This is a genomic window from Bradyrhizobium sp. NAS80.1 (assembly GCF_001908205.1).
GTDB lineage: Bacteria > Pseudomonadota > Alphaproteobacteria > Rhizobiales > Xanthobacteraceae > Bradyrhizobium.
Map to the genome: position 1 here is coordinate 1 of NZ_LGHL01000089.1, position 11,567 is coordinate 11,567.

General features: G+C 64.2%; 13 protein-coding genes. 9 read left to right on the plus strand and 4 right to left on the minus strand.

Annotation, left to right across the window (positions count from 1 at the left end; genetic code table 11):
* Window positions 1–41: 41 nt before the first annotated feature.
* Window positions 42–830 carry a methanethiol S-methyltransferase gene (gene mddA / locus AC629_RS20780; RefSeq protein ID WP_084806867.1) on the minus strand — a complete coding sequence of 263 codons (789 nt, stop codon included), beginning with the start codon at window positions 828–830 and terminating at the stop codon, window positions 42–44.
* A 133-nt stretch (window positions 831–963) separates the two neighbouring features.
* Here mddA and AC629_RS20785 point away from each other — a divergent pair, with 133 nt between their 5' ends.
* Entirely contained in the window at window positions 964–2,514 is a 1,551-nt protein-coding gene (locus AC629_RS20785; RefSeq protein ID WP_084806868.1) for a winged helix-turn-helix domain-containing tetratricopeptide repeat protein, read from the plus strand.
* A gap of 38 nt (window positions 2,515–2,552) precedes the next feature.
* On the opposite strand, the gene irr is transcribed toward AC629_RS20785, so the two are convergent.
* Entirely contained in the window at window positions 2,553–3,038 is a 486-nt protein-coding gene (gene irr / locus AC629_RS20790; RefSeq protein WP_084806869.1) for a Fur family transcriptional regulator Irr, read from the minus strand.
* Between the two features lie 212 nt (window positions 3,039–3,250).
* On the opposite strand from irr, the gene AC629_RS20795 reads away from it, so the two are divergent.
* Genes AC629_RS20795 through AC629_RS20805 form a run of 3 tightly spaced genes read left to right on the plus strand, consistent with a single transcriptional unit; the run spans window position 3,251 to window position 3,873 of the window.
* Window positions 3,251–3,448: a hypothetical protein gene (locus AC629_RS20795; protein ID WP_143199309.1), complete on the plus strand. Its 198-nt coding sequence runs from the start codon at window positions 3,251–3,253 to the stop codon at window positions 3,446–3,448.
* A 45-nt stretch (window positions 3,449–3,493) separates the two neighbouring features.
* On the plus strand, window positions 3,494–3,667 hold the full coding sequence (locus tag AC629_RS46945; protein ID WP_168195542.1) for a hypothetical protein: 174 nt from the start codon (window positions 3,494–3,496) through the stop codon (window positions 3,665–3,667).
* Window positions 3,664–3,873: a hypothetical protein gene (locus AC629_RS20805; protein ID WP_084806872.1), complete on the plus strand. Its 210-nt coding sequence runs from the start codon at window positions 3,664–3,666 to the stop codon at window positions 3,871–3,873. Before AC629_RS46945 ends, AC629_RS20805 begins: the two co-directional genes overlap by 4 nt.
* 49 nt (window positions 3,874–3,922) lie before the next feature.
* On the opposite strand, the gene AC629_RS20810 is transcribed toward AC629_RS20805, so the two are convergent.
* On the minus strand, window positions 3,923–4,207 hold the full coding sequence (locus AC629_RS20810; RefSeq protein WP_084806873.1) for a hypothetical protein: 285 nt from the start codon (window positions 4,205–4,207) through the stop codon (window positions 3,923–3,925).
* Window positions 4,208–4,331: 124 nt separating this feature from the next.
* Window positions 4,332–4,673, minus strand: a complete 342-nt coding sequence (locus AC629_RS20815) for a hypothetical protein (RefSeq protein ID WP_084806874.1) — start codon at window positions 4,671–4,673, stop codon at window positions 4,332–4,334.
* Between the two features lie 120 nt (window positions 4,674–4,793).
* Here AC629_RS20815 and AC629_RS20820 point away from each other — a divergent pair, with 120 nt between their 5' ends.
* The 5 genes from AC629_RS20820 to hemA all read left to right on the plus strand — a co-directional run bounded on the left by AC629_RS20820 (window position 4,794) and on the right by hemA (window position 11,254).
* Window positions 4,794–5,114, plus strand: coding sequence for a helix-turn-helix domain-containing protein (locus AC629_RS20820; protein WP_084806875.1), 321 nt, complete (start codon window positions 4,794–4,796; stop codon window positions 5,112–5,114).
* A gap of 223 nt (window positions 5,115–5,337) precedes the next feature.
* On the plus strand, window positions 5,338–6,063 hold the full coding sequence (locus AC629_RS20825) for an outer membrane protein (RefSeq protein ID WP_084806876.1): 726 nt from the start codon (window positions 5,338–5,340) through the stop codon (window positions 6,061–6,063).
* A gap of 164 nt (window positions 6,064–6,227) precedes the next feature.
* On the plus strand, window positions 6,228–8,384 hold the full coding sequence (locus AC629_RS20830; protein ID WP_084806877.1) for a methyl-accepting chemotaxis protein: 2,157 nt from the start codon (window positions 6,228–6,230) through the stop codon (window positions 8,382–8,384).
* 215 nt (window positions 8,385–8,599) lie between these two features.
* Window positions 8,600–9,661 carry an MBL fold metallo-hydrolase gene (locus tag AC629_RS20835; RefSeq protein WP_084806878.1) on the plus strand — a complete coding sequence of 354 codons (1,062 nt, stop codon included), beginning with the start codon at window positions 8,600–8,602 and terminating at the stop codon, window positions 9,659–9,661.
* 363 nt (window positions 9,662–10,024) lie between these two features.
* Complete coding sequence (gene hemA, locus AC629_RS20840; RefSeq protein ID WP_084806879.1) at window positions 10,025–11,254, plus strand: 5-aminolevulinate synthase; 1,230 nt, start codon at window positions 10,025–10,027, stop codon at window positions 11,252–11,254.
* The last annotated feature ends 313 nt before the right edge of the window (window positions 11,255–11,567 follow it).

The window sequence follows — 11,567 nt, forward strand, 5'->3', positions numbered from 1 at the left end:
CCTTTTGGAGGACGCGCGGAGGGACAAAGCAGCGCACATATTCACGCCGACCTGCGCCAGGGAATAAGCATCGACACCCGTTGTTTGTACTGCCGGTAATCGTCCCCGAAGAGATCGACGAGGTCGCGTTCCTCCAGCGCGATGCCGACGAAGATGTAGAGCGTGGTCACGGCCGCAAACAGCAGGTGGCCCGCGGTCATGGTCGGCGCCGCCCAGAACGCAATGATGAAACCGAGATAGAGCGGATGGCGGACGAACTTGTAGAGTAGCGGCGTCCTGAAGCGCGCCGGCGTCACTTCCTTGCCGACGAGATGATTGGTCACCTGATGCAATCCGAACAGCTCGAAGTGGTTGATCAGGCAGGTGCTGATGAACACGAGCACCCAGCCTGCGAAGGACAGCGTGACCAGCGTCACGGCAAGATCGGGATCCTGGACGTCCCATATGATCGTGGGCAGTGGACGCCACTGCCAGAACAGGAGGAGCAATGACAGGCTCGAGAACAGTACATAGGTGCTGCGCTCGACCGGCTTGGGCACGAACTGCGTCCACCACGCCTTGAACCGCTGGCGCGCCATCACGCTGTGCTGAACGGCGAACACCGCCATCAGAAGGAGATTGACGATGACGGCCTCGGCCGTCGGCGTCTCGGGTCCGGTGTCGATGGTCTTCGGAACCACCAGCCCCATCACGAAACCGATCGCGTAGAGAATGGTGACGAAAAACACGAGATATGCCGCAATTCCGTACAGAAAGGCGAGGAACTTGAAAATGCGTGAGCCCGCAAACTCCGGGCTGATCGAATGAACCTGATCGTCAATTTGGGTCATAGAAAGCTCCGTTGTGCCGAGGCATCGGCACTGTTTGGTAGCTGCACCATGCCGGATCGGACGGCCCTAGACTTTCGCGGACGGTTGATTTTCGCCTGAGACGACTTTGATTTTTGCTTGAGACGACAGAAACGTGCGATTCCTCTTTGAAAACAACGTGATCGACGGCGATTTGCGCGAGCTGACCCGCGCCGGAACGACCGTGCCGCTGCAGCCGCAGGTGTTCGATCTCTTGCTTTACCTGGTCGCGCAGCGGGCGCGCGTCGTCAGCAAGGATGACCTGATCAGCCAGATCTGGCGCGACCGCATCGTTTCGGACTCCGCCCTGAACAGCCGGATCAATGCCGCGCGCAAAGCGCTCGGCGACGACGGCGCCACGCAGCGGCTGATCAAGACGATTCCGCGCAAGGGCTTTCGTTTCGTCGGCGAAGTCCGGGAAGAATCGGGAGCAACGCTTGCGCCGGCCGAACCCGGCCCAGCCCTGGCGCGCGCCGTGGCGGACCGTCCCGCGATCGCGGTGCTCGCCTTCGAGAACATGAGCGGCGATCCCGCGCAGGAGTATTTCGGCGACGGAATCAGCGAGGACATCCTCACCGCGCTGTCGAAGCAGCGCTGGTTCATGGTGGTCGCCCGCAACTCGTCCTTCACCTACAAGGGACGCGCGGTCCACGTCAGGCAGATCGCCGAGGAGCTCGGCGTCCGCTACATCGTCGAGGGCAGCGTGCGCAAGGCGGACAACCGGGTGCGCATCACTGCGCAGCTCAACGACGCTACCACCGGCAGCCACCTCTGGGCCGAGCGCTACGACCGCGAGCTGGTCGACGTCTTTGCCGTGCAGGACGACATCACCAACGCGATCGTCGCCGCGATCGAGCCGCAGATCCATGCGGCGGAGAATTTTCGCGCCGACCGCAAACCTCCCGCGAGCCTCGACGCCTGGGACCTGGTGATGCGCGCGCTGTCGCATTACTGGCGGGTGACGCGGCAAGACCACCAGGCCGCGCAGGCATTGCTCGAACGCGCCATTTCCATCGACCCGAATTACGGCCAGGCTTTGTCAGTGCTCGCGGCGAGCCACATGTTCGGCGTACATCTCGGCTGGGCGGAGCTTGCCACGGCGGCGCCGATCGCGGAGGCCGCCGCGCTCGCCGCGGTGCGCTGCGACCACGAGGATGCCTGGGCGCACACCGCGCTCGGCAGCGTCTGCTTCTCGACACGACGGCTTTCCGAAGCGCTGTCCGAGTTCGAGCAGGCGCTCGCGCTCAATCCGAACTTCTCGCTGGCGCAGGGCTATTACGCGCTCGCGCTGTCCTACGCCGGGCGGTCGAGAGATTCGTTCGAGGCGGCGCAAAAGGCGATCCGGCTCTCACCGCGCGATCCGTCGCTGGCGATCTATTACGGCATCGCCGGCTATGCGCGCTTCACCGAGCGGCGCTACGACGAGGCCATCACGCTGGCGCGCGAGGCGATCCGCCATCGCGGCGACCTCACCGGCGCCTACCGCGTGCTCGCCGTCTCCGCCGGCATGACCGGCGACAGCATGCTTGCGGAGATGGCGCTGGGCGAGCTCCGCCGCACCCAGCCCAACATCTCGCTGCACTGGATCACGACCCAATTGCCGTGGGCCAGTGAGGCCGATCGCGAGCACTATCTCGAGGGATTCCGTCGCGCGGGATTGCGGTGAGGCGCCCTGCCCCCTCCCCTGGAGGGTGCACGGCGGCGCTACGTGCGCTTCCGGCGCAGATGGACGATGACGTCGAGCCGCGCGATCTCGTGGCCGGGGAGCGCTTCGGGGACCTTGGTGAAGGTCAGGCCGTCGGCAACGTCGACCAGCACGTCCTCGCCTTCGAGATAGAAGTGCGGATGCACGGACGTGTCGGTGTCGAAGAACGACTTGATGCCGTCGGCGGCGATCCGGCGCAACAGGCCGGCTTCAGTGAACTGGTTCAGCGTGTTGTAGACGGTCGCGAGCGACAGGTACGCGTTCGCTGCCAGCGCCTCTTCGTACAGCCCTTCCGCGGTGACGTGACGGTGGCCGCGCAGGAACAGCAATTGGCCGAGCGCCAGACGCTGACGCGTCGGGCGCAAGCCGGCATCGCTCAGCAACTGCAGACAGCGCTGTACGCCCTCATCCAGCGGCAGCTCCGGTCCGGCGACGTCCGGGCCGCTCGCGTCACCCGAAGGAATAGTCGTGGCCTGCATGTCCATCGATCGCCTCACGGCTTGGGGATCCGCGACGCCGCGTCCCGCCAGTTGCTATTCGATCGCAGAAGCGGCGACTGGGCTTTGATCCGGATCAAATTCGGAGCAGCCCCTGCATCTGACCTACCGAAAGGCGGCTCGATTTATTCCCCGCCACGCGCGAGCGGGCTTCCCCTTGCGCGGCTGCTCAGAGGCCTATGGCGCGCCTCGACCCCTCGATGCTGTTCATCACCCGGTGGGCGCAGAGCGCGCGCGCCGGCGGCGCGAGATGGGGGCTTCATCGGTTCCAGCCGATTTCGCATCCCTTCGGTATTCGGTTCCGACCCGGCAGCGGCGCAGTCACGCGCTTTTTATTCGCCTTGACTGCCGACGCCGTTTCAAAGGACCAGGCAGCACCCTACATCCAGTTGGAATGATATCCATCATCTCATGATGGACACCAGTTAATGTTTGGAGTCGACATGGGCGAAGTTATTCAGTTTGTCTCAAGGTCGGAGCGCGAGCGACTGCGCCTCATCAAGGAGGCGCGGGCGATCTATGACAGCATCTTTCCGCAGGAGCCGGTCAACGAGGAGCAGGGCAACGCAACGATCAGTCGCGCAGTCAGCGGCGGCGATGTAGGAAACCTCTCGTGATCAAGATCATCGCTGTACTCTGCAGCCTCGCCTCGCCGGCGAATTGTCACGAGCAGATCGTGACCAATTCGGATTTCGCCGACGTCTCGATGCGCTCTTGTCTGATGGGCGCACCGCAGCTCGCCGAATGGATGAACCAGCATCCAGCCGAGCGCCTGGCGGGATGGCGCTGCGTGGTCGGCCAACAGGGTGGCAGGGGCGCTTAGGATCGAAGGCCGCCCCGGGGGGCAGCGGCGCACCTCGCAGGAGCGCCGTCTATCTCGTGGTGTTGCTCCAGGTCGGGACGGCGTTGGTCACGCCGACCGACGGCCAGTTATATGATCCGATCGACGGCGCCGTCACCGTGCCGACCGACTGTCCGGACGAGCCGTAAGACGCTCTTGGTTGCGTGATCGGCACTCCGGCGCCGCTAAAGGTCGGCGCCACCACGCCGGTGCTGTAATGCCGGCTCGACCGGTGCTTCTTTGCTTCAGCCGCGAAAGGGGCGGCCGCCAGTCCGGCAGTGATGAGTGCGGCAATGGCGAGTTTGAGGCCTGTCATCGCTGATCCCTCCGTCGCTAGGAACCCCTTGCGCCATGTGTTCATTCATCGGAAGATTTCCATAGGCACCCGTTCATAACTTCGTGCACGCTCGAATGTGCCGGAATCCGGCAAACGCGCGCCATCACCGGCGCTTTGGGCGGCACGCCTTGCGGCCATGCCGCTCCTTCACGGTCGCGACCGAGTGCATCAGCTCCTTGAAGGCGATGATCGCCTTGTCGTCAGCGAGCGCGTGATCCGAGCGCGCTTCGAGATGCTCGACCACGGCCAGCAGCGCATCCGCGACCTGCCCGATCTGCTTGCCATAGCCGGCCACATCAGAGAGCACGTCCTTCTCGACCTCCGGCGCCGAGGACTGCCCGACCGTGATGTTGACGAGGCCGAACTGGCCGCCGGTGGGGCTGAAGAACGAAGGATAGATGGACTGGACGACATCCCCCGACAGAGGCAGCTTGAACACAGGCATGCGATTTCCCCTCGCTGACGCTCGACCGGCGCTACACACTATCATGATCATGCCTGCCTTCGGATGGACCCGAATCAGCGTTAGTGCATTGCCTTCAGCAGCTCCCTGGACGCAAGCAGCATGACCGGCCCCGAACTGAAGCAACTCCGCGATGACCTCTCCGACACTCTCGGGCGGAAGCTCACCGCGTCCGACATGGCCAGGCTTTGCGGACTGCCGGGCAAGGACGGCGCCGACACTATCCGGCGCTGGGAGGTGAGTGGCCCGACGCCATCCGCGACCAAGGTGCTGCGCGTGCTCGCGATGGCGAGCGAGCGCTATCCGATCCTGGAGAAGTTCGACATCTTCAATCGTCACGACGTGCGGGAGGAAGACCGGCCGGCAAAGCGCGCGGCATTCCGCGAGCAGATGCGCGACGAGGTGCGGCGCCGTCTTGGTTAACGACAGACGCGCGCAAGTTACCCGAAGGCTACAAAGTTAAGCCTTCCTTCAGCTTTTCTTAAGCTGTCATTAAGCACGAAAATCATTTGCAGCCCAATAAGTTAGGTTGGCTGTCGTTGTGCCATGGATGTGACAGCATTTTCCTAAAAAGCGAGCTATCTGCAAAACCAACGACGGCGCGGACAGCGCGCCTGCCGGGGATAAAGTGTTGGAGTTCGAGACTATGAAGAAGATTCTGTTTGCGACCGTTGCGCTGCTCATGGTGAGTGCGGCTGCGCCGGCGATCGGTGCCGATCTCGGTGCGCGCAACTACTACAAGACGCCGGCGCCGGCCTACGTCGCGCCGATCTACAACTGGACCGGTTTCTACATCGGTGGTCATCTCGGCGGCGCGTTCTCCAGCGACAACAATTTCAACGGCCTCTCCACCGGCAACAACGGCAACGGCCGTTTCCTCGGCGGCGTGCAGGTCGGCGCGGACTGGCAGCTCAACCCCAGCTTCGTGGTCGGCGTCGAAGGCCAGTATTCCTGGCTCTCCGGCAGCGTCGGCGCGGTATTCCCGGGCGGCGTCGCCTACACCAACGACCAGCGTGGCATCGGCTCGATCACCGGCCGCGTCGGCTACACCTGGGGTCCGGGCCTGCTCTACGTGAAGGGCGGCTACGCCTTTTCGGACAACAACGAGAAGGTGACGGTCTTTGGCGTGCCGACCGGCTTCATCATCGATGGCGATCATCGCAACGGCTACACCGTCGGCGCCGGCATCGAGTACATGTTCGCCCCGAACTGGTCGGCCAAGGCCGAGTACCAGTACTACAATTTCGGCGACGCGCACTTCATCGCAGGTCCGCTGGTGGGCACCGGCAACTTCACCACCGACGACCACACCGTCAAGGCCGGCCTCAACTACCGCTTCAACTGGGCCAGCCCGGCCGTCGCGCGCTACTGATCGCGTCTTAATAATCTCTTTCGCCATCAAGGGCCGGCAATTCTGCCGGCCCTTTCTTTTTCGCTGTGAACGCAACCGATTGTGCAACTTGCGATTTTTTAACCCGCCCCAAGGATACTCCGCCGCGAAAATATTAAGAGATCATTGGGTGTGGGGGAATTTCGATGGCGATCCGTCCGAGCCTTAGCCGCTTCCTTGGCCGTTTCCGGCCTCGCTTCAAGATGCCGAAATGGGGTGTGCGCGGCAGTCTGTTCGCGGCCTTCGCGCTGATCGCAGGCATGGGTCTCGTGATCGCGGCGGGCGCCGGCTTCGTCTTCAATCATCTCGGCGCGACCATGATGGATCTGAGCGGCCGCGACATTCCGCGGCTCTCCGCCAGCCTTCAGCTCGCCTCGCAGAGCGCAACGCTCGCGGCGCAGGGCCCCGGCCTCCTGGCATCGCCCTCCGACGAGGCGCTGAGCGAACGCACCAAGAGCGTGAAGGACATCCAGCAGCTTGCCATGGCCAAGCTCGGCGAGATCATCGAGCTCGGTGCCGACAAGCAGACCGCGAACGCGCTGCGTGACACCGCCAAGAGCATCGACGAGGCAACCCAGAGCCTGGTGTCGGCCGCACGTGAACGGCTCGATACCGGCGCGCTGCACGACAAGCAGTACGAAGCACTGCGCAAGGCGCAGCTCTCCTTCGTCGGCGCGGCGGGTCCCGCGATGCTCGATGCGCAGACGCGCCTGAACGCGATCCTCGGCGCCGCGGAAGTCTCCGCTGACGATGCCACCGAAGCCGCCCGCATCGTCGCCCAGATCTCGACGATCTCCGCCAACGGCAATCTGATGGCCGCCGACATGATGGCGGCACTCTCGGCCAACAACAGCGACACGCTGGAGGCGATCGAGAAGGAGTTCAAGGCGACCCGCGACCGCGTCAGGTCGAACCTCGAGGACCTGCCGAATATCTCCTCCATGCAGGCGGTGCGCGACGCCGTGCAGAAGTTGTTCGCCTTCGGCGAGGGCAAGACCGGCGTGTTCAAGATCCGCCAGAAGGAGCTCGACTCGATCGATTACGGCCAGACCATCCTGGACGAGACCCGCAAGCTCAATGTCGGCCTCGGCATCAGCGTGCAGCAGCTCGTCGACGGCGTGCAGAAGGAAACCAACGCGTCGACCTTCCAGGCCCGTCAGGAAATCTCGTTCGCCACTACCGCCATGCTGGCGCTGGGCGCGCTGATGCTGGTCGGCTCGGCCCTTTTCGTCTGGCTCTATGTCGGCCGCAACATCCTGCGCCGGATCGGCGCCCTGCATCAGTCGATGCAGCTGCTCGCGAACGGCGACCTCGAGACCGAGATCTACCGCTCGAAGCACCATAATGACGAGATCTCGGTGATGGCGAACACGCTGCAGGTGTTCCGCGAGAGCATGATCGAGGCCCGCGCGCTGACGAGCGAGCAGGACATGGACCGTGTCGCCAAGGCCGAGCGTGCCGCGCGCATGGAGGCCAAGATCGCCGAGTTCGAGGGCACGGTGCGCACCGCGCTCGAAAATCTCGCGCAGTCGGCCAATTCGATGCAGTCGACCGCGCAGAGCATGTCGAACACCGCCGACCAATCCAGCGCGCTGGTCAGCGCAGTCGCCTCCGCCGCGGAGGAAACCTCGGTCAATGTCCAGACCGTGTCGGCGGGCACCGAGCAGCTGTCCTCCTCGATCCAGGAGATCAGCCGCCAGGTTGTCACCTCGGCCGAGATCGCCAAGAAGGCGGTCGACGAGGCCGGCGCCACCGACACCACGGTGCAGAGCCTCGCCGACAGCGCGAGCCGCATCAGCGTCGTCGTCGACCTGATCCAGACCATCGCATCGCAGACCAACCTGCTCGCGCTCAACGCCACCATCGAGGCGGCGCGCGCGGGCGAGGCCGGCCGTGGCTTCGCGGTGGTTGCCTCCGAGGTGAAGAGCCTCGCGAGCCAGACCGCCAAGGCGACGGATGAGATCCGCACCCAGATCGCCAGCATGCAGCAGGTTACGACGTCAGCGGTCGGCGCCATCCAAGGCATCGGCCGCATCATCGGCGAGATCAACGACGTCACCACCACGATCGCCGCCGCGGTCGAGGAACAGGGCGCGGCCACCCGCGAAATCGCCCGCAACATCCAGCATGCGGCCGGCGGCACCAGCGAGGTCTCCAGCAACATCGTCGGCGTCTCCACGGCGTCCGCAGAAGCCGGCGCTGCCGCAACGGAAGTGCTGGGCGCCTCGGATGCGCTCCGCCGCGAGGCCGACATGCTGCGCGGAGAGATCGACGCGTTCCTCAACGACATGCGAGCGGCCTGATTGTCATTCCAGGGCGGCGCGTAGCGCCGAACCGGGAATCCCGCGCTACAATCGCCGTCATTCAGGGTTCGCGCCGACGCGCGCCCCGGAATGACGGCGTTTTTGGCGCACGCCAACCGGGACACGGAAATTTCGCCCGGTATGATGGCCATGCGCGACCACCCAGCGTAGTTTTTCGGCTGGCGCGCCGCGGCCGCTCGGTTTAAGCCGGAAGCATGAATTCAAAAACCGACACCGCGCAATCCTCGGCCGAGGCCCTGCGCTACCCCTGGGAACAGCATCCCGGTCCCGATGAGGTCGTCGAAATACGGCCCGGCGTGTTGTGGGTGCGGCTGAAGCTGCCGTTCCGCCTCAACCACGTGAACATCTATCTGCTCGCCGACGGCGACGGCTATGCGATGGTCGATGCCGGCTTCGGCAACGAGGAGACGATCGAGGCCTGGACGAAGCTGTTCGACGGTCCGTTGAAGGGCGTCAACATCACGCGGCTGATTGTCACCCACTCCCATCCCGATCATGTCGGGCTCGCGGGGTGGATCGTCGAGCGGTTCAAATGCCCGCTGGTGATGTCGCAGGTCGAATATCTGCAATCGGTCTATCACCAGAACCGTGGCACCGAGGAACGGCGCGGGGCGCAGCGGCTGTTCTTCCGCCGCCACGGCATGGACGAGTCGCTCACCGAGAAGCTGCTCGGCCGCGGCCAGGATTATCTCAAGCGCGTCTCGGTGTTGCCGCCGTCCTACCGCCGCATCTCGCACGGCGACGATGTCGTAATCGGTTCGCGCCGCTTCAAGGTGATCACCGGCGGCGGCCACGCGCTCGACCAGGTGATGCTGTATTGCGCCGACGACAAGCTGTTTCTCTCCGCCGACCAGGTGCTGAGCAAGATCTCGCCGAATGTCAGCGTGTGGGCGGTCGAGCCCGACCAGAACTCGCTCGGCGAATATCTGGCCTCGCTCGCAAGCCTCACCACCACCCTGCCCTATGACCTTCTGGTGCTGCCCGGCCACGGCGTGCCGTTCTATGGGCTGAAGACCCGTATCAAGCAGCTCGCCGACCACCACGAGGAGCGCTGCCGCCTGATCGCGGAGGCGTGCCGCGAGGTGCCGCAGACCTCGCGCGCATTGGTGCCTGTCGTGTTCAACAAGCATGTGCTGGACGAACATCAGATGGGCTTTGCCGCCGGCGAGCTGGTCGCCCATGTCAATTACATGATCGTCGAGGGCCGGCTGACGGCGGAGACGAAGGACGGCATGCTCCAGTTCAGGACGACCTGAGCGTTGTCTTCGCCTCGCCCCGCTTCCGGGGAGAGGCCGACGCGCCCCGAGCGATACGAAGCATCGTCTCGCGCGCGGCGGGTAAGGGATCAACTCTCACCGTCCACTTGGAGACTTCCCCTCCCCCCAACCCTTTCCCCGCAAGCAGGGCAAGGGGGCGCACCTTCAGCGCTGCGGCGCATGGTGCAGAGCAACAATGCATCTCGCGTGAACTTGATCGGGATCAAGTTTCAAATCGCACGATAGGGCATTTTGCCCAAATGCTCCCCAAGGCCAAATGTGGGATAGCGCATGGACATTAGAGCTGGAAAAGCTCTAAGAAGATGCATCCCTTTTTGGTCAGTTCCGTCTCAGGTTTTTCCGATGGATTACGCCCAGTTCTTCAATTCCGCCCTCGATCGTCTTCACACCGAGCGGCGCTACCGCGTATTCGCCGACCTCGAACGCATAGCCGGCCGGTTCCCGCATGCGCTCTGGCACTCGCCGAAGGGCAAACGCGACGTCGTAATCTGGTGCTCCAACGATTATCTCGGCATGGGCCAGCACCCGAAGGTGGTCGGAGCCATGGTCGAAACCGCGACCCGCGTCGGCACCGGCGCCGGCGGCACCCGCAACATCGCCGGCACGCATCATCCGCTGGTGCAGCTTGAGGCCGAGCTCGCCGACCTCCACGGCAAGGAAGCCGCGCTGCTCTTCACCTCCGGCTATGTCTCGAACCAGACCGGCATCGCGACCATCGCAAAGCTCATTCCGAACTGCCTGATCGTGTCGGACGAGCTCAACCACAATTCGATGATCGAAGGCATCCGCCAGTCCGGCTGCGAGCGCGTTGTGTTCCGCCACAACGATCTCGCGCATCTCGAAGAGCTGCTGAAGGCTGCGGGTCCGAACCGGCCGAAGCTGATCGCCTGCGAGAGCCTTTATTCGATGGACGGCGACGTCGCCCCGCTCGCGAAGATCTGCGATCTCGCCGAGAAGTACGGCGCGATGACCTATGTCGACGAGGTCCACGCCGTCGGCATGTACGGCCCGCGCGGCGGCGGCATCGCCGAGCGTGACGGCGTCATGCGTCGCATCGACATTCTGGAAGGCACGCTGGCCAAGGCGTTCGGCTGCCTCGGCGGCTACATCGCCGCCAACGGCCAGATCATCGACGCCGTGCGCTCCTACGCGCCGGGCTTCATCTTCACGACCGCGCTGCCGCCGGCGATCTGCTCGGCCGCGACCGCAGCGATCAAGCACCTGAAGACCTCGAGCTGGGAGCGCGAGCGCCACCAGGACCGCGCCGCCCGCGTCAAGGCGATCCTCAACGCCGCCGGCCTGCCGGTGATGTCGAGCGACACCCACATCGTGCCGCTGTTCGTCGGCGATCCCGAGAAGTGCAAGCAGGCCTCCGATTTGCTGCTCGAAGAGCACGGCATCTACATCCAGCCGATCAACTATCCGACCGTTGCCAAGGGCACCGAGCGCCTGCGCATCACGCCCTCGCCCTATCACGACGATGGCCTGATCGATCAGCTCGCCGACGCCCTGCTGCAAGTGTGGGACCGCCTCGGCCTGCCGCTCCGCGAGAAATCGCTGGCGGCGGAGTAGGACTCTCGCCTCTCCTTTAGCTCAACCCACACCGCCGCCGGGGCTACCCCCTCCCCAACCCTCCCCGCAAGGGGGGGGAGGGAGCGAAAGAGTTGTGCCTTCCTCACCTCGATTGAGTGCAACTGCCTGACCCGGGGCTGGTCTCACCTTTGTTGCAACGAGCGATATCCTCTCCGTTCCCCCTTGCGGGCGAGGGGCAGGGAGGGGGTGCCACACGAGGACTCTCTCAGTAGGCCTGAGAACGCCATACGGCTTAACGACAACCTCAGTTCCGGTTCCCGCACGGCATTTCGCTGTCGCTTGCGCCCGTCCA